This is a genomic window from Paracoccaceae bacterium Fryx2 (genome assembly GCA_032334235.1).
In the GTDB taxonomy this organism is placed as follows: Bacteria; Pseudomonadota; Alphaproteobacteria; order Rhodobacterales; family Rhodobacteraceae; genus JAVSGI01.
This window is the reverse complement of the sequence record JAVSGI010000005.1, coordinates 492,958-515,802: the sequence shown is the minus strand read 5'-3', so window position 1 is coordinate 515,802 and position 22,845 is coordinate 492,958. Positions and strand designations below refer to the sequence as shown.

Annotated in this window: 22 protein-coding genes; 11 read left to right on the top strand and 11 right to left on the bottom strand. The window is 68.7% G+C overall.

All coding sequences use genetic code 11. The features are described from left to right. Positions 1-89: 89 nt before the first annotated feature. Entirely contained in the window at positions 90-524 is a 435-nt protein-coding gene (locus tag RNZ50_11715) for an Rrf2 family transcriptional regulator (GenBank protein ID MDT8855669.1), read from the top strand. A gap of 101 nt (positions 525-625) precedes the next feature. Here the strand turns inward: RNZ50_11715 and cueR are convergent, their stop codons facing one another. Together cueR and RNZ50_11705 are read right to left on the bottom strand one after the other, a co-directional pair. Next, positions 626-1,018, bottom strand: a complete 393-nt coding sequence (cueR, locus tag RNZ50_11710) for a Cu(I)-responsive transcriptional regulator (protein ID MDT8855668.1) — start codon at positions 1,016-1,018, stop codon at positions 626-628. Beyond that, entirely contained in the window at positions 1,015-3,522 is a 2,508-nt protein-coding gene (locus tag RNZ50_11705; GenBank protein ID MDT8855667.1) for a heavy metal translocating P-type ATPase, read from the bottom strand. Before RNZ50_11705 ends, cueR begins: the two co-directional genes overlap by 4 nt. 144 nt (positions 3,523-3,666) lie before the next feature. Between RNZ50_11705 and RNZ50_11700 the strand changes: the two genes are divergently transcribed. Continuing rightward, complete coding sequence (locus RNZ50_11700) at positions 3,667-3,867, top strand: heavy metal-associated domain-containing protein (GenBank protein MDT8855666.1); 201 nt, start codon at positions 3,667-3,669, stop codon at positions 3,865-3,867. Positions 3,868-4,714: 847 nt separating this feature from the next. Here RNZ50_11700 and ndk read toward each other — a convergent pair. Both ndk and RNZ50_11690 read right to left on the bottom strand, forming a co-directional pair. Continuing rightward, positions 4,715-5,137: a nucleoside-diphosphate kinase gene (ndk, locus tag RNZ50_11695; protein MDT8855665.1), complete on the bottom strand. Its 423-nt coding sequence runs from the start codon at positions 5,135-5,137 to the stop codon at positions 4,715-4,717. A gap of 44 nt (positions 5,138-5,181) precedes the next feature. Further along, positions 5,182-5,352: a hypothetical protein gene (locus tag RNZ50_11690; GenBank protein MDT8855664.1), complete on the bottom strand. Its 171-nt coding sequence runs from the start codon at positions 5,350-5,352 to the stop codon at positions 5,182-5,184. On the opposite strand from RNZ50_11690, the gene RNZ50_11685 reads away from it, so the two are divergent. Genes RNZ50_11685 through RNZ50_11675 form a run of 3 tightly spaced genes read left to right on the top strand, consistent with a single transcriptional unit; the run spans position 5,333 to position 8,393 of the window. Next, positions 5,333-7,180, top strand: a complete 1,848-nt coding sequence (locus RNZ50_11685; GenBank protein MDT8855663.1) for an ABC-F family ATP-binding cassette domain-containing protein — start codon at positions 5,333-5,335, stop codon at positions 7,178-7,180. The genes RNZ50_11690 and RNZ50_11685 overlap by 20 nt on opposite strands. A gap of 7 nt (positions 7,181-7,187) precedes the next feature. Next, positions 7,188-7,808, top strand: coding sequence for a MarC family protein (locus RNZ50_11680; protein ID MDT8855662.1), 621 nt, complete (start codon positions 7,188-7,190; stop codon positions 7,806-7,808). A 9-nt stretch (positions 7,809-7,817) separates the two neighbouring features. Next, complete coding sequence (locus RNZ50_11675) at positions 7,818-8,393, top strand: TIGR02281 family clan AA aspartic protease (GenBank protein MDT8855661.1); 576 nt, start codon at positions 7,818-7,820, stop codon at positions 8,391-8,393. 69 nt (positions 8,394-8,462) lie between these two features. Here the strand turns inward: RNZ50_11675 and RNZ50_11670 are convergent, their stop codons facing one another. Beyond that, entirely contained in the window at positions 8,463-8,924 is a 462-nt protein-coding gene (locus RNZ50_11670) for a DNA polymerase III subunit chi (GenBank protein ID MDT8855660.1), read from the bottom strand. A gap of 4 nt (positions 8,925-8,928) precedes the next feature. Beyond that, complete coding sequence (locus RNZ50_11665; GenBank protein ID MDT8855659.1) at positions 8,929-10,398, bottom strand: leucyl aminopeptidase; 1,470 nt, start codon at positions 10,396-10,398, stop codon at positions 8,929-8,931. A 173-nt stretch (positions 10,399-10,571) separates the two neighbouring features. On the opposite strand from RNZ50_11665, the gene lptF reads away from it, so the two are divergent. The 6 genes from lptF to rsmA all read left to right on the top strand — a co-directional run bounded on the left by lptF (position 10,572) and on the right by rsmA (position 18,122). After that, positions 10,572-11,714, top strand: a complete 1,143-nt coding sequence (lptF, locus tag RNZ50_11660; protein MDT8855658.1) for an LPS export ABC transporter permease LptF — start codon at positions 10,572-10,574, stop codon at positions 11,712-11,714. Further along, positions 11,711-12,805, top strand: a complete 1,095-nt coding sequence (gene lptG / locus RNZ50_11655) for an LPS export ABC transporter permease LptG (protein MDT8855657.1) — start codon at positions 11,711-11,713, stop codon at positions 12,803-12,805. Before lptF ends, lptG begins: the two co-directional genes overlap by 4 nt. Continuing rightward, on the top strand, positions 12,805-14,982 hold the full coding sequence (gene lptD, locus RNZ50_11650; GenBank protein ID MDT8855656.1) for an LPS assembly protein LptD: 2,178 nt from the start codon (positions 12,805-12,807) through the stop codon (positions 14,980-14,982). Before lptG ends, lptD begins: the two co-directional genes overlap by 1 nt. 90 nt (positions 14,983-15,072) lie before the next feature. Next, a complete protein-coding gene (locus RNZ50_11645; GenBank protein ID MDT8855655.1) occupies positions 15,073-16,284 on the top strand; it encodes a peptidylprolyl isomerase in 1,212 nt (403 codons plus the stop codon). After that, on the top strand, positions 16,281-17,255 hold the full coding sequence (pdxA, locus tag RNZ50_11640; protein ID MDT8855654.1) for a 4-hydroxythreonine-4-phosphate dehydrogenase PdxA: 975 nt from the start codon (positions 16,281-16,283) through the stop codon (positions 17,253-17,255). The genes RNZ50_11645 and pdxA overlap by 4 nt, the downstream gene beginning before the upstream one ends. 24 nt (positions 17,256-17,279) lie before the next feature. Further along, positions 17,280-18,122 (top strand): 16S rRNA (adenine(1518)-N(6)/adenine(1519)-N(6))-dimethyltransferase RsmA, encoded by an 843-nt coding sequence (rsmA, locus tag RNZ50_11635; protein MDT8855653.1) that lies wholly within the window; start codon positions 17,280-17,282, stop codon positions 18,120-18,122. Between the two features lie 33 nt (positions 18,123-18,155). Here rsmA and RNZ50_11630 read toward each other — a convergent pair whose 3' ends face one another. From RNZ50_11630 to speB, 5 genes are all read right to left on the bottom strand, one after another. After that, a complete protein-coding gene (locus RNZ50_11630) occupies positions 18,156-19,115 on the bottom strand; it encodes a DUF4167 domain-containing protein (GenBank protein MDT8855652.1) in 960 nt (319 codons plus the stop codon). Positions 19,116-19,386: 271 nt separating this feature from the next. Then, a complete protein-coding gene (gene prmC, locus RNZ50_11625; GenBank protein MDT8855651.1) occupies positions 19,387-20,217 on the bottom strand; it encodes a peptide chain release factor N(5)-glutamine methyltransferase in 831 nt (276 codons plus the stop codon). Continuing rightward, on the bottom strand, positions 20,214-21,272 hold the full coding sequence (gene prfA / locus RNZ50_11620; protein ID MDT8855650.1) for a peptide chain release factor 1: 1,059 nt from the start codon (positions 21,270-21,272) through the stop codon (positions 20,214-20,216). The genes prmC and prfA overlap by 4 nt, the downstream gene beginning before the upstream one ends. A gap of 108 nt (positions 21,273-21,380) precedes the next feature. Then, positions 21,381-21,830 (bottom strand): DUF1499 domain-containing protein, encoded by a 450-nt coding sequence (locus RNZ50_11615; GenBank protein ID MDT8855649.1) that lies wholly within the window; start codon positions 21,828-21,830, stop codon positions 21,381-21,383. After that, complete coding sequence (speB, locus tag RNZ50_11610) at positions 21,827-22,786, bottom strand: agmatinase (GenBank protein ID MDT8855648.1); 960 nt, start codon at positions 22,784-22,786, stop codon at positions 21,827-21,829. The genes RNZ50_11615 and speB overlap by 4 nt, the downstream gene beginning before the upstream one ends. Positions 22,787-22,845 lie beyond the last annotated feature (59 nt).

The window sequence follows — 22,845 nt, the reverse complement described above, 5'->3', positions numbered from 1 at the left end:
GGATCATGTATCTTCCGCCCTCTTTGCCGCTACCCAAGACACAAGGTCCCCTAACGGGACGGGGCCATAACGGGAAGGCAGGGACGACCATGCGGGTCACCACACGCACCAATCTTGCGATGCGTACCTTGATGTTCTGCGCAATCAATGACGGTCGGGTCGTACGCAAGCAGGAAGTCGCCGAGGCCTGCAATGCCTCGGAAAACCATCTGGCACAGGTGATTCACCTGCTGGCCCAGCGCGGCTATCTGCGCACGGTGCGCGGCCGGTCGGGCGGGCTGGCGCTGGGGCGCAACATCGATGACATCCATGTGGGCGAGGTGTTCCGCACCTTCGAATCCGGGTTGCCGATCACCGAATGCTTTGCGGGCGATGCGAACAGCTGCCCGCTGGCGGGATGCTGCCGGTTGAAATGCGCGCTGGCCGATGCGCTGGCGGCGTTTTATGCCACGCTCGACAAGCTGTCGCTGCGCGACATGATCGAAGGCAATGAAGACATGAGGGAACTGCTGACGGTGGATTGAGCCCTGCTGCCGGGGCCCGTTCCGGGCGGGGGGCCGTCTGCCCCCCACGACGCTGTCGCGTCTCCCCCCGAGGATATTTGTGCAAGGTGAATGACACGGGGTCAGAGCGGGGTTCTGGCCAGCCCCCGCAGGATCGGGCAGTCGGGGCGGCTGTCGCCCGCGCAGGCGGAAACGAGGCCGGACAGGGTGGCCTGCATCTCGTGCAGTTCGGCGATCTTGGCGGCGATCCGGTCGAGGTGGCCCTGGGCGATGGCCTTGACGTCCTGGCTGGCGCGGCCGCGGTCCTCGTAAAGCGCCAGCAGGGCGCGGCAGTCCTCGATGCTGAAACCTAGCGAGCGGGCACGGCCGAGGAAGGCAAGCTTGTGCAGGTCGGTCTCGCGGAAGGCGCGGTAGCCGTTGGCGGCGCGGGCCGGGCGGATCAGGCCGATCTCCTCGTAGTAGCGGATGGTCTTGGCGGGCAGGCCGGCGCGGGCGGAAACTTCGGCAATGTTCATGGCAGGGCCTTTGCGGGTTGGACGCGGCGCAGGCGCAGCGCGTTGGTCAGCACGAAGATCGACGAGAACGCCATCGCCCCCGCTGCCAGCATCGGCGAAAGCTGCGGCCCGCCGAAGGGCACCAGCGCCCCCGCCGCCACAGGGATCAGTGCGGCGTTGTAGCCGAAGGCCCAGACCAGGTTCTGCCGGATGTTTGCCAGCGTCGCCCGGCTGATGCGGACCGCGGTGGCGACGCCAAGCGGGTCGCCCGAGATCAGCACCACCTCGGCCGCCTCGATGGCGACATCGGTGCCGGTGCCGATGGCAATGCCGACATCGGCCGCGGCCAGGGCCGGGGCGTCGTTGATGCCGTCGCCGACAAAGGCGGTGCGCGGCCCCAGCGCCTGCACCTCGGCGGCCTTCCCTGCGGGCAGCACTCCGGCCCGGACGGTCGTGATGCCCAGGTCGGCCGCCACGGCGCGGGCCACGGGTTCGACATCGCCGGTGATCATGGTGCTGTCGAGTCCCAGCGCGCGGAGCGCCGCCACCGCCGGTTTCGCCCCCGGCTTCGCCTGGTCGGCCAGCGCCAGGAGCCCGGCAACCTGTCCTTCGATCGTCACGAACACCGGGGTGCGGCCCTGCGCCGCAAGGTCCGCCGCCTGCGCGGCAAGGCCCGCGGGCAGGTTCGCCAGCAGCCGGGCGCTGCCGACGGTGATCTCGCGCCCCTCTGCCGTGGCAGAGGCGCCGTGCCCCGGCGTTGCGGCAAAGCCGGTGGCCTCAGGCAGCGACTGCCCGCGCCCCTCTGCCGCCTTCAGGATGGCCGTGGCAAGGGGATGTTCCGACCGCGTCTCGACCGCCGCCGCCAGACGCAGCACGTCCGCCTCGGTGAAGGGCGGCAGCGCGATCAGGTCGGTCAGCTCCGGCCTGCCTTCGGTCAGCGTGCCGGTCTTGTCGAAGGCAACGCGGGTCACGCCGGCCAGCCGCTCCAGCGCCTCGCCGCGCCGGAACAGCACGCCCAGTTCCGCCGCCCGCCCGGTGCCGACCATGATCGAGACCGGCGTGGCCAGCCCCATGGCACAGGGGCAGGCGATGATCAGCACCGACACCCCCGCCACCAGCGCCTGCCCGAGGCCCGGCCCGAAGGCGAGCCACACCAGCACCGTCAGCGCCGCCAGCCCCATGACCACCGGCACGAACCAAAGCGTGATCCGGTCGACCAGCGCCTGCACCGGCAGCCGCGCGCCCTGCGCCTCCTCCACCATGGCGATGATCCGTGCCAGCACCGTGTCGCCCGCCGCGTGCGTCACCCGCATCACCAGCGCGCCGGTGCCGTTGACCGTGCCGCCGGTCACCGGGTCGCCGGGGGCCTTGGCGACCGGCATCGGCTCGCCGGTCAACATGCTTTCATCGACCGCCGAGTGGCCGTCCTCGACCACGCCATCCAGCGGCAGACGCTCGCCGGGGCGGATCTGCAACCGCGCGCCGGGCAGGATGGTGGTCAGCGCCACCTCGGCCACCCCGGCAGCGGTTTCCATCCGGGCCGTCTGCGGTTGCAGGCCGACCAGCCCGGCAATCGCCGCCCCGGCCTGCCCGCGCGCCCGCGCCTCCAGGCTGCGGCCCAGAAGCACCAGCACCACGATCACCGCCGCCGCCTCGAAATAGACGGCGCGCGAGTCGGGCGGCAGCAGGCCGGGCGCGAAGGTGGCAACGGTCGAATAGGCCCAGGCCGCCAGCGTGCCGACCGCGACGAGGCTGTTCATGTCGGGTGCGCCGCGCGCCAGTGCGGGCAGGCCCTTGGTGAAGAACCGCCGCCCCGGCCCGGCCAGCACCAGCGTCGCCAGCACGAACTGCATCTGCCACAGCAGCGCCAAAGGGATCATCGCCGCAAGCCAGTGGTGGAAGGCGGGCACCAGATGGCCGCCCATCTCGACCACGAAGACCGGGGCGGCAAGGATCGCCGCCAGCCACGTGTCGCGCCTTAGCCGCGCGAGGTCCGCCTTGCGGCTGTCGGGCGAGACGGCGTCTGCGCTGGCGGCAAAGCCGGCCTTCGTCACCGCCGCCGCCAGCGCGGCGGGCGTGACGCTGCCCTCCCACACCGTGACCTGCGCCCGGCGCGCGGCAAGATTGGCCGCCGCATCGATCACCCCCGGCTGCGCGCGCAGCACCCGTTCGACCCGCCCGGTGCAGGACGCACAGGTCATGCCCTCTACCGACAGCGCAAGATTCGCCTGCCGCGCCGGATAGCCCGCCCGTGTCAGCGCCGCGGTCAATGCCGCCGGAGTGGCGGGGGCGGCATAGCGGGCCTCGGCGCTTTCCTCGGCCAGGTTGACCCGGGCCGAGGCCACCCCCGGCACGGCCATCAGCGCCCGTTCGGCGCGCGCCACGCAAGAAGCGCAGCTCAGCCCCTGCAGGCGGAAGCGCGCAGTCAGGGACGGCGGCGCGGCGCGGGTCGGGGCAGGATCGGCCGGGCCGAGATGGGTCGGGGCCAGATGGGTCGGGGCCGGATGGGTCGGAACGGGGTTCATGGCAGACTCCTTCCCTGCCTATATGGGGCTTCCAGTCACGGGAAGGTCAAGGGAGCATACATCATACCCTTCATCCGGTGCCGGGGCTTGACCTTTCGCTGCCGGAAGGCAGTCTGGCAGCATCGCAAGGCAACGGAGGCCGCCATGACCACACTTTCAATTCCCGACATGACCTGCGGTCACTGCCGCGCCTCGGTCGAACAGGCGCTGGGTGCCGTGCCAGGGGTCGGACATGTCAGCGTCGACCTGCCGGGGCGCACCGCGACCATCGAGGGTGCCGCGCCCGTGGCAACCCTGATCGCGGCGCTGGAAGCGGTGGGCTTTCCGGCAGAGGTCGCCGGCTGAACCCGCCTTTTCCGCCGGATGCCGTGGTTGTGATGGCGCGCCAGGCCATGCCAGATCGGTTCTTTTCGGCCCGGAATGACGTCGTTGTGACAGGGATCGGCTTGCAGCGGCAAAAGACGGGGCGTAAGTCAGCGACAAGACAGGCTGCGATTGCCTTGATCCTGCCACAATGGCAGGCAACACTTGCAAGTTGACCCTTGCCCATCCCGGGCACCGCCGACGTACCAGCGAGACCATGAACCGGAGCAGAACCATGGCAAAGACCCCGACCCCGACCACCCCCCAGCAAGGAAGTACCCCTGCCCCGAACCAGCAGCAGGGGCAGCATGACACGACCGTGCCCCAGGCCGGTCAGCCGTTGATCCGCGACTGGGCGTCGATCTGACCGCTGGATGATCGGGGGCAGCCCCCGAACCCTGCCAAGTGGTGCGATCCGCACTTGCCAGCCCCGGGCCAGCGGTTTCGCTGGCCTTTTTGCTGCGGTGATGGCGATGCCCGATCTTGGCCCCTGGCTTTTCCTCGCGCCCCACACTCGGCCCGGACACCGAAACCTTCACCCGCGCGGACATCCCTTGCGCAGGGGAATGGCTCGCGCTGGACTTTGATGCCGCCTTACTGCGTCCGCTGCAATCGGGCACTTCGCCGCATTGCGAAGGCGGCGGTCCTTCGTTCGGATCGACGCGCCGAAGGCCCGGGCCGACAAAGAAAGGGCCGCTCCGAACGGAGTCGGCCCTTGACCGTCTTGGGGTCGTGGAAGGACGGCGGCAGGGGAAGCGCCAAAATCCTTTGTAAGGATTTTGCAAAAGTTTTTCAAAAAACTTTTGTGCTCCCGGCGCCGCCGATTGGTTCAGCCGACCAGTTCAAGCCCCGAGAAAAAGAAGGCGATTTCGCGCGCCGCCGAGTCCGGACTGTCGGAGCCGTGGACCGAGTTTTCGCCCATCGACAGCGCGAATTCCTTGCGGATGGTGCCGTCGGCCGCGTTGGCCGGGTTGGTGGCGCCCATGACTTCGCGGTTCTTCAGGATGGCGCCTTCGCCTTCCAGCACCTGCACGACCACCGGCTCCGACGCCATGAACTCGCACAGCTCGCCGTAGAAGCCGCGTTCCTTGTGTTCGGCATAGAAGGCGCCGGCCTGCGCCGGGGACAGGTGAATGCGCTTCTGCGCCACGATGCGCAGCCCGGCTTCCTCGAACTTGGCGTTGATCTTGCCGGTCAGGTTGCGGCGGGTGGCGTCGGGCTTGATGATCGAAAGGGTGCGTTCAAGGGCCATGTCTGGTCTCCATTCAGGGCGGACGGGATATGCGCTGGCCTCTATCATGCGGCATTCAGCGGCAAAAGAGACAATCGCCCGGCTGCGACCAACGGGGGCGCGCCCGCAGCCGACCCCGCCGCGATGCCCGCCAGTCCGGAAAGCCGGTCCCGCGCGAGGTTGACGCCGCCCGGCAGTTCGGGCAAGGCGTGCGCCATGCTCCGTATCTCAGACATCACCTATTCCGTCGAAGGCCGCCCGCTGCTGGTTGGCGCTTCCGCCACGATCCCCTACGGCCACAAGGTCGGCCTTGTCGGGCGCAACGGCAGCGGCAAGACCACGCTCTTTCGCCTGATCCGGCGCGAGCTGGCGCTGGAGGGCGGCGAGATCACCCTGCCCGCCCGCAGCAGGATCGGCGGCGTGGCGCAGGAGGTGCCGTCGTCGGACACCTCGCTGCTCGACACCGTCTTGCAGGCCGACACCGAACGCACCGCCCTGCTGGCGGAATCCGAAACCGCGCATGACCCGCACCGCATCGCCGAGATCCAGCACCGGCTGGCCGACATCGACGCCTGGTCGGCCGAAGGGCGGGCATCGACCATCCTCAAGGGGCTGGGGTTTGACGCCGAGGCGCAGCTGCGTCCCTGTTCCGATTTCTCGGGCGGCTGGCGGATGCGGGTGGCGCTGGCGGGGGTGCTGTTCGCGCAGCCCGACCTGCTGCTGCTGGACGAGCCGACCAACTACCTCGACCTTGAAGGCGCGCTGTGGCTGGAAAGCTACCTTGCGAAATATCCCCATACCGTCATCATCATCAGCCACGACCGGGGTTTGCTGAACCGCGCGGTGCAGGGCATCCTGCATCTCGACGCCAGGAAGCTGACCTACTGGACCGGCCCCTACGACCAGTTCGCCCGCCAGATGGCAGAAAAGCGCGCCGTGCTGGCCTCCGAGGCCAAGAAGCAGGAGGCGCGGCGCGCCCATCTGCAATCCTTCGTCGACCGCTTCAAGGCCAAGGCCAGCAAGGCCGTGCAGGCACAAAGCCGGGTCAAGATGCTGGAGAAGATGACCACCATCACCCCGCCCGAGGAGGCGAAGAAACAGGTCTTCACCTTCCCGAAACCTGAGGAGCTTTCGCCCCCCATCATCAACATGGAAGGCGTCGCCGTGGGCTACGGCGGCCCCCCGGTGCTGAAGAAGCTGAGCCTGCGCATCGACCAGGACGACCGCATCGCGCTCCTGGGCCGCAATGGCGAGGGAAAGTCGACGCTCTCGAAGCTGCTGGCGGGCAAGCTCGCGCCTTGCGAGGGCAAGCTGGTGTCGTCGTCAAAACTGCGCATCGGCTATTTCGCGCAGCATCAGGTGGACGAGCTGCACATCGACGAGACCCCCCTGCAGCATATCATGCGCCTGCGCCCCGCCGAGGGGCAGCCGCGCCTTCGCGCCCGTCTGGCGGGCTTCGGCCTGATGGCAGACCAGGCCGAAACCGCCGTGGGGCGGCTCTCGGGCGGCCAGAAGGCGCGGCTGTCGCTGCTGCTGGCCACCATCGACGCGCCGCACCTGCTGATTCTCGACGAACCGACCAACCACCTCGATATGGAAAGCCGCGAGGCTTTGGTCGAGGCGCTGACCGAATATTCCGGCGCCGTGGTTCTGGTCAGCCACGACATGCACCTTCTCGGGCTGGTTGCCGACCGGCTGTGGCTGGTCAAGGGCGGCGCCGTCACCCCCTACACCGAGGATCTGGAGGCCTACCGTCGCCAGCTTCTGGCCGGTGACGAGGAAGTGAAACCCGCCAAGCCCATTGAAAAGCCCAAGAAAGCCGGCCGCGAAGAGGTGCTGGCGCTCAAGGCCGAGGTGCGCAAATGCGAGGAACGGCTCGACAAGCTGAACCAGATGCGCGACCGTCTGGCACGCAAGCTGGCCGATCCCGGGCTTTACGAGCCCGGACGCGGCACCGAGGCGGAGACCTGGCAGAAAAAATATGCCGAGGTGATGGAGGGCCTGGACCGGGCCGAGGCGATGTGGGTCAAGGCGCAGGAGCGGCTGGAACAGGCGGGGGTGTAGCGGCGGCATGATCGAGACGGCCTTCCTGATCACCGCCTTTGCCACGCTGTTCGTGGTGGTCGATCCGCCCGGCCTGATCCCGATGTTCATCGCCCTGACGCCCGGCATGTCGGAAGCGCAGCGCCGCGCCATCGGCAGGCGGGCCTGCCTGATCGCCATCGCGCTTCTGACGGTGTTCGGCCTTGCGGGCGAGGCGGTGCTGGGCTTTATCGGCATCTCGATGCCCGCCTTCCGCATCGCGGGCGGCATCCTGCTGTTCCTGACCGCGCTCGACATGCTGTTCGAACGCCGCACCCAGCGGCGCGAGGGCCAGACAGCCGAGCACCCGGCCGACCCGTCGGTGTTCCCGCTCGCCACGCCGCTGATCGCCGGCCCCGGCGCGATGGCGACCATGATCCTGCTGGTCGGGCAGTCCGGCCCCGGCTGGACCGGGGTGCTGGTGGTGCATCTGGTGATGATCCTCGTGGTGGCCTCCGCCTATGCGCTGTTCCTCGTGGCCGGGCCGCTGGAACGGCTGCTGGGCCGCACCGGCAATCTGGTCATCACGCGCCTGCTGGGCATGTTGCTCGCGGCGCTTTCGGTGCAGTTCGTGATTGACGGGGTGCGCGGCACCGGGCTGGCAGGATAGGGGGCAGGAATGGACGGCGACATGACCGCAAGGCTGGCTTACCTCGCGCTGCTGCTGGTGGCGGTGGGTGGCTGGGTGATCGTCGAGTTCCGCGGCCGCATGGCGCAGGCGCTGCGCTCCGCGCTGGCCTGGGGGCTGATCGTGGTCGGGCTGATGGCGGGCTATGGCCTGTGGTCCGACCTGCGCAGCACCCTGCCCGCACCGCAGATGCGCGCCACCGCCGACCAGATCGAGATTCCGCGCGCGCCCGACGGGCATTACTACCTCACGCTCGACATCGGCGGGCGCCCCCTGACCTTCATGGTCGACACCGGCGCCTCGTCGATGGTTCTGTCACGGTCGGATGCCCGCCGCATCGGCATCGACCCGGCCAGCCTCGTCTACCTGGGGCAGGCCCAGACCGCCAACGGCACCGTCCGCACCGCCCGCGTCCGGCTGGAAAACGTGAGCCTCGGCCCGTTCCGCGATGCCGCCCTGACCGCCTGGGTCAACGAGGGCGAAATGGACGGCTCGCTGCTCGGCATGGATTACCTCGGCCGGTTCCGGATCGAGATCGCGGGCGACCGCATGATCCTGCGCCGCTGATCGCCTGCGGTTTCTCTTTGGTCCAAATACCCTCGCCGAAGGCACGCCGGCCCACAGGGCAGGCCATCGTCAGCGTTCCGCCTTCATCTGCCACCGCCCGTCCACTTCCGACCAGTATTGCGCCTTGACCCCGTCAATGACGCCCGCCAGCGCCTTCCATTGCACTCGCGCCGTGGCCAGCGCCGCGTCACTATTGCCGTCGAACAGCACCCAGATCCGGTCCAGGCGCGCGGCCTCGTCCAGCGCCACCGCCGCACCGTCCACCGTCATCAGGCAATTGGCGGCGTTGGCAATCGGCCCCAAGCCCAGCAGCACCGGCTGCGCCGCGTCATGCGGCCCGCCCTCCAGTCCGTGCGGCAGAAAGCCGTCCTCGGCCCCCCCCCAAAGCTTTTCGTCCAGCATTGCCAGCCGCGCCGCGTCGGTGCCGCGCAGCATCACCCGCCAGCCCGCCGCCACCGCCTTGCCCAAAAGCAGGGCGGCGGTATCCTCGACCGGCGAGCGGGTCAGCTGATAGAACAGCGCCAGCCCCAAGCGCCTACCCCTCGAACCGGTCGCGGATCAGCCGGTTCAGCGCCATGACCCCCCAGCCGGTCGCCCCCTTGGGTGCCAGCGCGGTGTCGGCCTTCAACAGCGCCGTGCCCGCGATGTCGAGGTGAACCCACGGCATGTCGGGCTTGATGAACCGCTGCAGGAACTGCGCCGCCGTGATCGCGCCGCCATCGCGCCCGCCGACGTTCATCATGTCGGCAATTCGGGATTTCAGCTTGTCGTCATAGGCCTGCCCCATCGGCATCCGCCAGGCGCCCTCGCCTTCCGCCGCCGCTGCCTTGAGGAACGCGTCGCACAGCGCGTCGTTGTTGGAGAACACGCCTGCGTTCTCGTGCCCCAGCGCGACGATGATCGCCCCGGTCAGCGTGGCAAGGTTGATCACCCCGGTCGGCTTGAAACGGTCCTGCGCATACCACAGCACATCGGCCAGCACGAGCCGCCCCTCGGCGTCGGTGTTGATCACCTCGATGGTGTCGCCCTTCATCGAGCGCACCACATCGCCCGGCCGCTGCGCCCGCCCGTCGGGCATGTTTTCCACCAGCCCGACCAGCCCGACCACATTGGCCTTGCACTTGCGCAGCGCCAGCGTGCGCATCACGCCCGCCACCACCGCCGCGCCGCCCATGTCCATCGTCATCTCTTCCATCCCGCCGGCCGGCTTGATGGAAATGCCGCCGGTGTCGAACACCACGCCCTTCCCGACCAGCGCGAACGGGGCCTCGCCCTTCTTGCCGCCATGCCATTGCATGACCACGACCTTCGACGGGGTTTCCGACCCCTGCCCCACGCCCAGAAGCGCGCCCATGCCCAGCCGGGTCAGGTCTTCCTCCTCCAGGATCTCGACCTCGAGCCCCAGTTCGTGCATCGCGGCCAGCCGCGCGGCGAAATCGTAGGTGGTCAGCACGTTGGCCGGTTCGTTCACCAGATCGCGGGTGAAGAACACGCCTTCGGCCAGCGCGGCCATGGGCGAGGCTTCGGCGGCCACCGCCTCGGGGTTCGACACCATCAGCGTCACCATGCCGGGGACGGTCTTTTCTCCGGTCTTGTGGGGCGTGAAGTCATAGGCGCGGAGAGCGACGCCGAACGACAGGTCGGCCGCCCGCGCCAGCCCTTCGGCCACCACCAGCGTGCCCGCCTTGGAAAGCGCCCGGCCGATCGCGCCGCCCGCCTTGCGCGCCTCGGTCGCCTCGGCGCGGCGCTCCAGCTTGACCACCTGCAGCGCCTCGCAGGCGAGGCCGGCCGGAAAGGCCAGATCCTGCGCCTCGCCGGATTTCAGCGCCTTGAACGCCTCCGACTCGAGAAACCGCTGCAACGCGCCGCGTGTCAGCTTGTTCACCCGCTTGCCCGCCACCCCCAGCGTGCCTGCTGCCGGAACCACCAGGGCGATGCGTCCAGGGGCTGCAGCGATGGCTTCGGGGTCGATATCGCGGAACTGGATCGGCTGGGGTTGGGACATGGCATCACTCCGGTTACTGGGCGGGTTTCCCCGCAAAGGCATGACCGGCGGGAATAACCCGCCCGGCGCTGAAGCGGACGGTAATCCCTGCCCCGGCGATTGACCAGATATGAGTTTTCCCCGTCCGGAAATTGGTCTAGGGTCCGCCGCACTGACCGGAGGAGAGGGTTCGCGTGTCAAGATTCGACAGATACCTGCTGTCGCAACTGCTCGCGCTGTTCGGCTTCTTCTCGCTGGTGCTGGTCGCGGTCTACTGGATCAACCGCGCGGTGGGGCTGTTCGACCAGTTGATCGGCAACGGGCAATCGGCGCTGGTGTTTCTGGAATTCTCGCTGCTCACGCTGCCCAACGTGATCCGCCTCGTGCTGCCGGTCTCGGCCTTTGCGGCGGCGATCTATGTCACCAACCGGCTCAGCCAGGAAAGCGAGCTTGTGGTGATGCAGGCCACCGGCTTTTCCTCGATGCGGCTGGCGCGGCCGGTGCTGTTCTACGGGCTGACGGTGGCGATGATGATGATGGTGCTGATGCATGTGCTGGTGCCCGCCAGCCGCAGCACGCTGGCCGCCCGCAGCGCCGAGATCGCCCAGAACGTGACGGCGCGCTTCCTGTCGGATGGCCGCTTCCTGCACCCCGCGCCGGGCATCACGCTGTATATCCGCGAGATCACCGAGACCGGCGAGTTGCGCGACCTGTTCCTGACGGATGAACGCGGGGGGCCGGAACGCATCACCTACACCGCGCGCCGTGCGCTTCTGGTGCGCGGCGATGCCGGGCCCAAGCTGGTGATGTTCAACGGCATGGTGACGGGTCTGGGGCGGGCCGACAACCGCCTGTCGGTCACCCGCTTCGCCGATTTCACCTATGACCTCGGCACCCTGATCCGGGAGGACGGCGTGTCGGGCCGGTCGCTGGACGAGCTGTCCACCTGGGAACTGCTGCACCCGACCGAGGCGCTGATGGCCGAAACCCGAGCAGACCGGGCCGCCTTCCTCTACGATGCCCACAGCCGCTTTGCCCAACCGTTCCTTGCGACCGCAGGGGCGATGCTGGGCTTTGCCACGCTGCTGCTGGGGGCGTTCAGCCGCTTCGGGCTGTGGCGCCAGATCCTGTTCGCGGTGCTGCTGCTGATCGGGGTGCAATTGATCAACACGGCCGCCACCTCGGCGGGAATGCGCGACCCGCGAGCCTGGCCGTTGGCCTATGCCGCCCCGGCCGCAGGCCTGCTGGCGGCGGCGGTCCTTCTGTGGCTGTCGCAGCGCCCGCGCCGGGCGCGCCGCGCGCAGGCCGAACTGCCTGACGGGGTCGTGGCGCCATGATCCTCAGCAGCTACATTGCGCGGCGCTTTGCGTGGATGGTGACGCGCATCTTCCTGATATTCTTCGGCATAATGATGCTGATCGACATGGTCGACCAGCTGCGCCGCTTTTCCGGTCAGGAGGTCGGGCTGGGGCGGCTGATCCAGCTTTCGGCGCTGAACGTTCCGGCCAGCCTTTACCGCATTCTGCCGCTGATCGTCATTCTGGCGGCGATTGCGCTGTTTCTGGGCCTTGCGCGGTCCAGCGAGCTGGTCGTGGTGCGGGCGGCGGGGCGGTCGGGGCTGCGCTTCCTGATGACGCCCGTGCTGGCGGCGCTCGCGCTGGGGGGCATATCTGTGCTGGTGTTCAACCCGCTGGTCGCGGCCACCACCCAGCAGCATGACGTGCTCAATGCCCGCCTGAAGCAGGGGGCAGAGTCGGTGCTGTCGGTCAGCGAAGACGGGTTGTGGCTGCGGCAGGGCGGCAGCGACGGCCAGACCGTGATCCACGCCAACCGCGCCAACGCCGACGGGACGCAACTGTTCGGCGCCACCTTCCTGACCTTCGGCGCCACCGGCCTGCCCGAAACCCGGATCGAGGCCGACGAGGCCCTGCTGACCCCCGGGGCCTGGGCGCTGACCGGCGTGAAACGCTGGCAACTGGCGGCAAGCAACCCCGAGGCCGCAGCCACCCTTGCGCCGCGGATGGCGCTGCCCTCGGACCTGACGCGCGACGCGATCCGCGACAGTTTCGGCACGCCGGAGGCGATTCCGATCTGGGATCTGCCCGAATACATCGCCGCGCTGGAACGCGCAGGCTTTTCGGCGCGAAACCACCGGGTCTGGATGCAGATGGAACTGGCGATGCCCTTGCTGCTGGCGGCGATGGTGCTGGTGGCGGCCGGTTTCACCATGCGCCACGCCCGCTTCGGCAAGACCGGCAGCATGGTTCTGCTTGCGCTGGCGGGCGGATTCGGCATCTTCTTCCTGCGCAACTTCGCGCAGGTGCTGGGCGAGAATGGCCAGATTCCGATCCTCCTTGCGGCCTGGTCGCCGCCGGTTGCCGCCGTGCTGATGGCGATGGGCCTGCTGCTGCATCTGGAGGATGGCTGATGCCCGGCCTTCTCCACCGCCTGATCCTGCTGGTCGCACTGGCCGCCAGCCTGTGCTGCGCGCCATCACTGGCGCAGACGCCGCCCGTGCCGCCGCCTGCCCCGGGTCTGGCCACGCTGGTCGCGGACCGGGTCGAGGTGACCGGCAATGATCTGCTGATCGCCGATGGGGCGGTCGAGGTGAACTTCCAGGGCCGCCGCCTGCGGGCCACGCGCATCACCTTCGACGGGGCCACCGACCGGCTGACCATCGAAGGCCCGATCACGCTGACCGACGGACCCGACACACTGGTGCTGGCCAGCCAGGCCGATCTGGCCGCCGACTTGTCGGATGGCGTGCTGCAAAGCGCGCGGCTGGTGCTGAACCAGCAGTTGCAGATCGCCGCCGCCGAAATGGTGCGCACCGGCGGGCGCTACACCCAGCTTTCGCAGACGGTCGCCTCGTCCTGTCAGGTCTGCACCCTGAACCCGACGCCCTTGTGGGAAATCCGGGCCCGCCGGGTGGTGCACGACCAGCTGGAACGGCAGCTGTATTTCGATCATGCCCAGTTCCGCGTCGCGGGCCTGCCGGTGTTCTACCTGCCACGGCTGCGGATGCCCGACCCGTCGCTGAAGCGCACGCGCGGGTTCCTGATGCCGGACGTTCGCACCACCTCGGGGCTGGGCAGCGGCTTCAAGATCCCGTATTTCCTGCCGCTGGGCGACAGCCGCGACCTGACCTTCACGCCATACCTGACCACCAAGAACGGCCGCGCGCTGGATCTGCGCTACCGGCAGGCGTTCGGCGCCGGCCTGCTGGAGCTTTCGGGCGCCCTGGCGCGCGACGACCTGATGCCGGGCGACAGCCGCGGATATGTCAAGGCGCTGGGGGATTTCGCCCTGCCCAGCGATTTCGATCTGACCTTCCGGATCGAAGCGGTCAGCGATCCGGCCTATCTGCTCGACTACGGCCTGTCCGAAAAGGACCGGCTCGACAGCCGGATCGAAGTTTCCCGCACCCGGCGCAACGAACACATCTCGGCGCGGCTGATCCACTTCAACTCGCTGCGGTCCGACGAAGACAACGCCACCCTGCCGTCGCTGATCACGGATTTCAATTTCTACCGCCGCTTCAGCCTGGGGGCGGTGGGCGGCGAAGGCGGGCTGCGCTTTCAGACCCACAGCCAGAGCCGGTCATCCGACAGCCTGCTGGACGGCGACGGCGACGGCATCCCCGACGGGCGCGACACGTCGCGCGCCTCGCTGCTGATCGACTGGCGGCGCACCTGGGTCGCCCCGGCGGGCATCCTGGCCACCGCTTTGGGCGAAGTGTCGGCCGATGCCTACGACATCCGGCAGGACGGCAGATATGAGGGCAGCACCCTGCGCAGCCACGCCGCGGCCGGGGTGGAACTGCGCTGGCCCTGGGTCAAGGCCGGCCGCCTTGGTGCCAGCCATGTGATCGAGCCGGTCGTGCAACTGATCTGGAGCCCGGACAGCACCGACAGCCTGCCCAACGAAGACAGCACGCTGGTCGAGTTCGACGAGGGCAACCTTTTCGCGCTGAACCGCTTTCCCGGTTCCGACGCGGTGGAAACCGGGGCGCGCGCCAATATCGGCGTGACCTGGACGCGCCACGACCCCACCGGCTGGACGCTGGGCGCCACGCTGGGCCGCGTGCTGCGCGAATCCGACACCAGACAGTTCGGTGTCGCCTCGGGTCTCGGCGGCGCGCAGTCGGACTGGCTGGTGGGGGTGGAGGTGTCGCTGCTTGACGGGCTGCGGCTGACCAACCGCGTGCTGTTCGACGACAGCTTCGACGTCACCAAGGGCGAGATGCGTATGGATTTGCAGCGCGAGCGCTACGGCATCGCGTCCAGCTATGTCTGGATGGTGGCCGACACCACCGAGAACCGCCCCGCCGACACGTCCGAACTGTTCCTCGACAGCAGCTACAAGCTGACTGACGCGTGGACCGCAAACATGACCGGACGCTATGATTTCATTGCCGAAAGGGCGACTTCGGCCGGCCTTGGCCTGGCCTTCCGCAACGAATGCCTGCAGGTCGATCTTTCCCTCTCGCGTCGGTTCACGTCCTCGACTAATGTGGACCCGACCACGGATTTCGGCCTTTCGGTCGATCTTCTGGGCTTTGGCGGCGGAGGCGAGGCGGGCCCGGCGCGGATCTGCCGCAGATGACCGGCCCCGCCTGCGCCCGGCCCGAAAGATGATGCACGACAGACCGCAAGATGCCTGCTAGACACCAGACCTGCTGACCCCACGATGAGAATGCCCCAGATGATGCGCCTCGTGACCTTCCTTTCCGTCGGCCTGATGCTGAGCATCACGGCCATGGGCGCCCCGGCGCAGACCAACCAGTTCGCCCCGCGGATGATCGTGAACGACCGCGTCATCACCGGCTATGAGCTGAGCCAGCGCGAACGGTTCCTGACGCTGTTGCGCGCGCCCGGCGATGTTTCGGCGCTGGCGCTGAAGGCGCTGATCGACGACAAGCTGCGCATGTCGGCGGCCAAGCAGATGGGCATCGCGCTGACGGCCCAGCAACTCACTGCCGGGATGAACGAATTCGCCGGGCGCGCCAACCTGACGGGCGAACAGTTCGTGGCCGCATTGGCGCAGGGCGGCGTGGATGCCGAAACCTTCCGCGATTTTGTGGCCGCAGGCTTCCTGTGGCGCGAGGTGGTGCGCGCCAAGTTCGGCCCGCTGACCCGGATCACCGATGTCGAGGTTGATCGCGGCCTGACCAACGCGGTGCAGGGTCTGTCGATGCAGGTGCTTCTGTCGGAAATCGTGCTCGCCGCCCCGGCGGGGAAGCAGGATGCCGCCATGGCGCGGATGCGCCAGCTGCGCGCCCGGATCAAGACCGAGGCCGATTTTGCCGCTGCCGCCCGGCAGTATTCCAGCGGCCCGACGGCAGGAAGCGGCGGGCAGCTCGACTGGCAGCAGATCACCGACCTGCCCGCTTCGCTCGCCCCGGTGCTGATCGGCATGGGTCAGGGCAACTTCACGCCGCCGGTGCAGGAAAAGACCGGCGTGCGGCTTTACCTGCTGCGCGGCATCCGCGAGGGAACCCAGGACCGCGCCACGTCCTCCGTGCTCGACTATGCGATGCTGATGCTGCCCGGGGACGACGGCAGTCAGGCGGCGCGGGTGCTGGCCTCGGTCGATGCCTGCAACGATCTTTATGGTCAGGCTCTGGGTCTGCCCGAAGGCCAGTTGCAGCGCCAGACCCTGCCGCAGGGTCAGGTGCCGGGCGACATTGCCGCCGAACTGGCAAAGCTGGACGAAGGTGAAAGCTCGACCGCACTGGTGCGCGGCGGGTCGCGGGTATTCCTGATGCTGTGTTCGCGCCGCCCCGGTCTTGCAATTCCGCCAACGCGCGAGATGATGCGCAACCAGTTGACCAACCAGCGGCTGGCCATGCAGGCCGAGATCTACATGGAAGAGTTGCGCTCCGAAGCCATCATCCGCGAGCCATGACGGCAAGGCTTCCCATCGCCGTGACCTGCGGCGAACCGGCGGGCATCGGCCCCGAGATTGCGGTCAAGGCCCGTCAGGTGCTGGGGGCCGCGGTGCCGTTCTTCTGGATCGGTGATCCGCGGCATCTGCCGCCGGGCACCGCGCTGGCGGTGATTGCCGATCCCTCGCAGGCGCTTGACCAGCCCGACGGCGTTCTGCCGGTTCTTGAGCATCCCTTCCCCGCCGAGGCTATCCCCGGCACGCCCACCCCCGCCAATGCCGCCGGGGTGGTGGCGGTGATTGCCCGCGCGGTGGCGTTGGTGCAGGGTGGCGAGGCGGCCGCCGTCTGCACCGCGCCGATCAGCAAGCTGGCGCTGAAGGAAGGCGCGGGCTTCGCCTTTCCCGGCCATACCGAATATCTCGCCGCCCTTGCGGGGGTGGAGAGCGTGGTGATGATGCTGGCCTGCCCCGACCTGCGGGTGGTGCCGGTCACGATCCACATCGCGCTGGAGGATGTTCCGGCCGCGCTGACACCCGCGCTGCTGGAAGATACTATCCGCATCACCCATGCCGGGCTCATCCGCGATTTCGGCATCGCGCACCCTCGTCTGGCCGTGGCCGGGCTGAACCCCCATGCCGGCGAAGGCGGCGCGATGGGAGGACAGGAAATCGCGATGATCGCCCCGCTGCTTGACCGTCTGCGCGCCGAGGGGCTGCTGCTGTCCGGCCCCTTGCCCGCCGACACGATGTTCCACCCCGCCGCCCGCGCCCGCTATGACGCGGCGATCTGCATGTATCACGATCAGGCGCTGATCCCGATAAAGACGCTGGATTTCGCGGGCGGGGTCAACGTGACGCTGGGGTTGCCCTTCGTTCGCACCTCGCCCGACCACGGCACCGCTTTCGACATCGCCGGGCGCGGGCTGGCCGACCCGTCAAGCCTGATCGCCGCCCTGCGCATGGCGCAGGCGATGGCCGTGGCGCGCGGATGACCTTTACCCGGGAGGCTTGCCCGCATGGCGGCGATTGACGGGCTGCCGCCGCTGCGTGCTGTGATCGCGGCGCATGATCTGGTGGCGAAAAAGCAGCTTGGCCAGAACTTCATCCTCGACCTGAACCTGACCGCGAAGATCGCGCGGGCGGCGGGCGACCTGACCGGCTGCGACGTGCTGGAAATCGGCCCTGGCCCGGGCGGTCTGACGCGCGGGTTGCTGGCCGAGGGCGCGCGGCGCGTGCTGGCGGTGGAAAAGGATGCCCGCTGCCTGCCCGCGCTGGCCGAGGTGGCCGCCGCCTATCCCGGCCGGCTGGAGGTGATCAACGCCGACGCGCTGACGCTGGATGCGGCGGCGCATCTGCGCGCCCCGATCCGGGTGGTGGCGAATCTGCCCTACAACGTGGGCACCGAACTGCTGGTGCGCTGGCTGACGCCTGCGGTCTGGCCGCCGTTCTGGCAAAGCCTGACGCTGATGTTCCAGAAAGAGGTGGCCGAGCGCATCGTGGCAAAGCCCGGCTCCAGGGCCTACGGGCGGCTGGCGCTGCTGGCGCAATGGCGTTGCGATGCGAGGATCGTGCTGACCCTGCCGCCCGAAGCCTTCACCCCTGCCCCCAGGGTGCATTCGGCCGTGGTGCATCTGACCCGGCTGGACGCGCCGCGCTATCCGGCCGACGCCGATGTGCTGGCGCGGGTGACTGCGATGGCCTTCAACCAGCGCCGCAAGATGCTGCGATCAAGCCTGAAGGGGTTGGGTGCCGGGATCGAGGACTGGCTGCGCGACGCCGGGATAGAGCCCACCCAGCGGGCCGAGGAGATCTCGCTGGAGAAGTTCTGCGCGCTGGCCCGGCAGGTCGCTGCGGGGTGAGGTGCGGGGCCGGGAAAGGCCCCGCCTTGCCGCCTATTCGGCGGCTGCGCGCGGATTGCCATTGGCCGGGGCATCGCCTTCGGCTTGCGGCTTCTCGCCGCGCGGCTTGCGCGGGCTGCGGGTTTTCGCAGCGGGCTTCGGCGCATCCGCCTGATCCGGACCGGCAACCGCGACCTGATCCGCGGCACCCTGGCCTTCCGGCTTGGGCTCCGGTGCCCGGCGCGGCGCGCGCGTCGTGGCCTTGGGCGCTGCATCGGCTGCGCGGTGCTGCCGCCCTTCGGATTTGCGCTGGTCGGGTTGACGCTGCTCGGGTTGGCGCGGCTCGGTCTGACGGATGTCGGGGGCGCGGCGGCTTTCCGGCGTTTCCACCAGACCCGTATCGTCTGCGACATCGGCGAGGTCGATCACCTCGGTGCTGCGGCGATAGGGTGAAGGCTCCGGCCGGTCATCCCGCGGCTCGGGGCGCGCGTCGGACGGCTGGTCGCCCCGCCCGTAGGTGCGCTGGTCGCCGCGCTGGTCGTTGCGGTCGTCGGACCGGTATTCGGGGCGGTAATCGGGCCGGTCGTCGCGCGGCTGGCCATTGCCGTTGCCGTTGGACTGCCGATCACGCTGCTGGTGGGCCTGCTGCGGGCGTTGCTCCTGCTGCGGGCGTTGCTCCTGCTGCGGGCGCTGTTCCTGCTGCGGGCGCTGTTCCTGCTGCGGGCGCTGCTCCTGCTGCGGCGGGCGGGCGTCCATTTCGGCGGCGAGTTCACGCTGCGCCTCGCCCAGCATCCGGGTATAATGCTCGGCGTGCTGCAGGAAGTTCTCGGCCGCGACACGGTCATTCGACAGCTGCGCGTCGCGCGCATGAACCAGGTATTTCTCGATGATCTGCTGCGGCGTGCCGCGCACCTTGCCATCGGGGCCTGAACTGTCGAAAACGCGGTTCACGATGTTGCCGATCGTGCGCGGGCGGTTCGATTTCGAACGCGAGCGGGACTTGGAGGATCTCATGTTGTCCTTGTATCCAGAATGTTCTGGCTTTGCCCGCACGCCAGCGGCACTACGCCGCGCTGCGCCCAATCTGGGGCGTGTGGAGCATTTTTGGCTTGAGCGCGCGGTAAATGGGCCGGAAACCCGAAGCCATCCCCTCATCGCGTATACCCTGACTACACAGAGGACCGGGGCGCTGACAAGCCGATTCTGGTCGCATGCGGCAGTTTTGCCCGTATCTGACAGTTTTTTGACAGGGTTTCGCTGCGGTGTGGCGAAATTCCCGCAGCGATCACGGCATCCGGCCCAGCACCAGCCGGTCGCGGCGGTCAAGATCGGGCAGCACCGCAATCCCGGTCAGCCCGGCGGTGGCGAACAGGGCCGAGACGGCGGCGCCCTGCGTCGGCCCGATCTCGACCATCAGCCGCCCGCCGGGGGCAAGATGGGCCGGTGCAGCGGCGGCAATCGCGCGATAGGCCGCCAGCCCGTCGCCACCCGGGGTCAGGGCAAGATGCGGTTCCCAGTCGCGCACCTCGGGCGACAGGTCTGCCATCTCGGCTGCGGCGATGTAGGGCGGATTGGCGACGACCAGATCGAAGCGACCGGTCACGCAAGCGAACCAGTCCGACAGCAGGAAGTCGGCGCGATCTGCCAGACCCATGCCGGCCGCGTTGCCCCGCGCCACCTCCAGCGCCGCAGCCGATATGTCTGTGGCAACACCGCGCGCGGCGGGGCGTTCGGCCAGCAGGGTCAGCAAAATGGCCCCGGTGCCGGTGCCGAGGTCGAGCACGCGGGCAAAGGGTTCGGCCAGCGCGGCGGCGATCAGCGCCTCGGTTTCCGGGCGGGGGTCGAGCGTGTCGCGCGTGACCCCGAAACGTCGCCCCCAGAACAGGCGGTGCCCGACGATCTGGCTGACTGGCTGGCGCTGGGCGCGGGCGGCGAGCGCCGCGTCGAGACGGTCGGCGGCGTCGGGCGTCAGGGTATCGGACAGGTGCAGGGTCAGGCGGTCAGCAGGCAATCTGGCGGCATGGGCCAGCAGGTGGCGGGCATCGCGGGCCGGGTCGGGCACCCCGGCAGCTGCCAGCCGGGCGGTGGCGGCGCGCAGGGCCTCGCCCAGTGTCACGACGCCTCCATCTCGGCCAGCTTGCCTGCCACGTCATGCGCGGTCAGCGCGTCGATGATCTCGGTCAGGTCGCCCGCCAGCACCTGCGGCAGCGCGTAAAGCGTCAGGTTGATCCGGTGGTCGGTGATGCGGCCCTGCGGGAAGTTGTAGGTGCGGATGCGTTCCGAGCGGTCGCCCGAGCCGACCTGCGACTTGCGGTCGGCGGCGCGTTCCCCGTCAATCCGCGCCCGCTCCAGATCGTAGAGCCGGGCGCGCAGCACCTGCATGGCGATGTCGCGGTTGCGGTGCTGCGATTTTTCGGCGCTGGTCACGATCATGCCGGTCGGCAGGTGGGTGATCCGCACCGCCGAATCGGTGGTGTTGACATGCTGGCCGCCTGCCCCGCTGGCGCGCATCGTGTCGATGCGGATGTCGGACGCCGGGATCACCAGATCGACCTCTTCGGCCACCGGCAGCACCGCCACCGTGGCGGCCGAGGTGTGGATGCGCCCGCCAGCCTCGGTTTCGGGCACGCGCTGCACCCGGTGCACGCCGGATTCGTATTTCAGCCGGGCAAAGACCCCCTCGCCCCGCACGTTGACCGTGACCTCGCGGATGCCGCCCAGATCGCTGTCCTGCTGGCTGAGGATCTCGAAGGTCCAGCCCTGGCTTTCGGCAAAGCGCTGATACATCCGCAAGAGGTCGGCCGCGAACAGCGCCGCTTCCTCGCCCCCCGTGCCGGGGCGGATTTCGAGAATCGCCGGGCGGGCGTCGGCGGCATCGCGGGGCAACAGGGCCAGCCGCAGGGTCTGTTCCATCTCGGGGATGCGGAGGCGCAGGCGGGGCAGCTCATCCTCGGCCAGCGCGCGCATCTCGGGGTCGGCCAGCATCGCCTCGGCCTCGGCCAGATCGTCGAGCGCGCGGCGGTAGGCGGCGATGTCGCGCGCCACCGGGGCCAGATCGGAATGTTCGCGGCTGAGGCTGGCGATTTCACCATGCGACGCCCCGGCAGCAAGCCGGGCTTCGAGAAACTCGAAGCGTCGGGTGATCTGGTCAAGTTTTTCCATCGGCAGCATGGGCTGCGGTGTGGCGCAAGGCGGCCGATGGGTCAAGGGGTGGGCGTGACCTGCACCGCCTGCCCATGGCACAAAGGCAGGATGGGTATTTGGGCCAAGAAGAAACTGTCAGGGAGCCAGGCGCGCCGCCCAGTCCTCGACCCGCTTGCGGTTCACCGCCATGTCGGAATAGCCGAAGCGCGCGCGGGCGAAGATGGTCACTTCCGACCCGGCGGCGGTCGGCGTGATGCGGACCGACGTGTAGTCGGGGAAGCCGAACAGCGCGCTGCGGGTCACCCAGGTAACATGGTCGCCCTGCCCCGCCAGCACAATCGTGCGCGGCGTGGCGGCGGCGATTTCGGCCAGCCGGGCCGCCGCCTGATCGGGCGGCAGGGCCAGTTGCAGCGCAGGCGCTTCGCCGTCCGCGCGCAAAAGCCAGTGGTTCGGCTTGTCCGGTTTGGCGGCAGTCGCCGGGTCGACGTGCCAGACGGCGGTATCGGTCGGGGCGACGCGCACCCAGACGGCGACGGCGCCCAGCAGGACGACGACAAGCCCAAGTATCACGGCAAGGGTTTTCATCGGCGGGTCCATCCATAGAGGCAGATCAGGTCATGGGCGACGTGGGCACCGGCAATTGCCGTGGCCCCCGTGGTGTCATAGGGCGGCGAGACCTCGACGACATCGCCGCCGACGAGATTGATGCCGGCCAGATCGCGCAGCATCGCCGAGGCCTGCCAGCTTGCCAGCCCGCCCCAGACCGGGGTGCCGGTGCCCGGGGCGAAGGCGGGGTCGAGCGCGTCGATGTCGAAGGTCAGGTAGACCGGAAGGTCGCCCACGATCCCGCGGGCGCGGGCCACGGCGGCCGCGGCGCCCTTTTCGTGCACCTCGCGGGCGTCGATCACGTTCATGCCAAGGTAGTCGTCGCAATGGGTGCGGATGCCGATCTGGACCGAGCGGCCCGGGTCCACCAGCCCCTGCTTCACCGCCTTGTACATCATCGTGCCGTGGTCGATGCGGGAAAAGTCGTCATCCTGCCACAGGTCGGAATGGGCGTCGAAGTGGATCACGCTCATCGGGCCGAACCTTTCGGCATAGGCTTTCAGGATCGGGTAGGTGATGTAGTGGTCGCCCCCCAGCGTCACGGTCCCTGCCCCCGCCGCAAGGATGGTGCGGATATGGGCGGTCAACGCGTCGGGGAAGTCGGAAACCTTCGCGTAGTCGAACGCCAGATCGCCGTAGTCGATGATCGACAGCTCCTCCAGCGGGTGGGTGCCCCAGCCATGCGGCGGATCATAGGGTTGCAGGCTCGACGCCTCGCGGATCGCGCGGGGGCCGAAGCGGGTGCCGGTGCGGTGGGTCACCGCCTGATCGAAGGGCACGCCGGTGATGGCAAGATCGACGCCGGTAAGATCCTTGGTATAGGTGCGGCGCAGGAAGCTGGTGGCGCCGCCGAAGGCATTCTCGAAGGCATAGCCGCGCAGACCCTTGCGGGTGAAGGCGGCGTCGACCTCGTGTTTCGCATCTTCCATCGCCATTGTTGGGGCCTCGCTTGCGGTTGCGCGGGATCGTGCATCCCGACCTTTCGAGCAGTTTC

Excerpts from the sequence above, each read along its gene's own strand:
- RNZ50_11715 (MDT8855669.1), top strand. The coding sequence starts at position 90 with ATGCGGGTCACCACACGCACCAATCTTGCGATGCGTACCTTGATGTTC.
- cueR (MDT8855668.1), bottom strand. The coding sequence starts at position 1,018 with ATGAACATTGCCGAAGTTTCCGCCCGCGCCGGCCTGCCCGCCAAGACC.
- RNZ50_11705 (MDT8855667.1), bottom strand. The coding sequence starts at position 3,522 with ATGAACCCCGTTCCGACCCATCCGGCCCCGACCCATCTGGCCCCGACC.
- RNZ50_11700 (MDT8855666.1), top strand. The coding sequence starts at position 3,667 with ATGACCACACTTTCAATTCCCGACATGACCTGCGGTCACTGCCGCGCC.
- ndk (MDT8855665.1), bottom strand. The coding sequence starts at position 5,137 with ATGGCCCTTGAACGCACCCTTTCGATCATCAAGCCCGACGCCACCCGC.
- RNZ50_11685 (MDT8855663.1), top strand. The coding sequence starts at position 5,333 with ATGCTCCGTATCTCAGACATCACCTATTCCGTCGAAGGCCGCCCGCTG.
- RNZ50_11690 (MDT8855664.1), bottom strand. The coding sequence starts at position 5,352 with ATGTCTGAGATACGGAGCATGGCGCACGCCTTGCCCGAACTGCCGGGC.
- RNZ50_11680 (MDT8855662.1), top strand. The coding sequence starts at position 7,188 with ATGATCGAGACGGCCTTCCTGATCACCGCCTTTGCCACGCTGTTCGTG.
- RNZ50_11675 (MDT8855661.1), top strand. The coding sequence starts at position 7,818 with ATGGACGGCGACATGACCGCAAGGCTGGCTTACCTCGCGCTGCTGCTG.
- RNZ50_11665 (MDT8855659.1), bottom strand. The coding sequence starts at position 10,398 with ATGTCCCAACCCCAGCCGATCCAGTTCCGCGATATCGACCCCGAAGCC.
- lptG (MDT8855657.1), top strand. The coding sequence starts at position 11,711 with ATGATCCTCAGCAGCTACATTGCGCGGCGCTTTGCGTGGATGGTGACG.
- lptD (MDT8855656.1), top strand. The coding sequence starts at position 12,805 with ATGCCCGGCCTTCTCCACCGCCTGATCCTGCTGGTCGCACTGGCCGCC.
- RNZ50_11645 (MDT8855655.1), top strand. The coding sequence starts at position 15,073 with ATGCCCCAGATGATGCGCCTCGTGACCTTCCTTTCCGTCGGCCTGATG.
- pdxA (MDT8855654.1), top strand. The coding sequence starts at position 16,281 with ATGACGGCAAGGCTTCCCATCGCCGTGACCTGCGGCGAACCGGCGGGC.
- rsmA (MDT8855653.1), top strand. The coding sequence starts at position 17,280 with ATGGCGGCGATTGACGGGCTGCCGCCGCTGCGTGCTGTGATCGCGGCG.
- RNZ50_11630 (MDT8855652.1), bottom strand. The coding sequence starts at position 19,115 with ATGAGATCCTCCAAGTCCCGCTCGCGTTCGAAATCGAACCGCCCGCGC.
- prfA (MDT8855650.1), bottom strand. The coding sequence starts at position 21,272 with ATGCTGCCGATGGAAAAACTTGACCAGATCACCCGACGCTTCGAGTTT.
- RNZ50_11615 (MDT8855649.1), bottom strand. The coding sequence starts at position 21,830 with ATGAAAACCCTTGCCGTGATACTTGGGCTTGTCGTCGTCCTGCTGGGC.
- speB (MDT8855648.1), bottom strand. The coding sequence starts at position 22,786 with ATGGCGATGGAAGATGCGAAACACGAGGTCGACGCCGCCTTCACCCGC.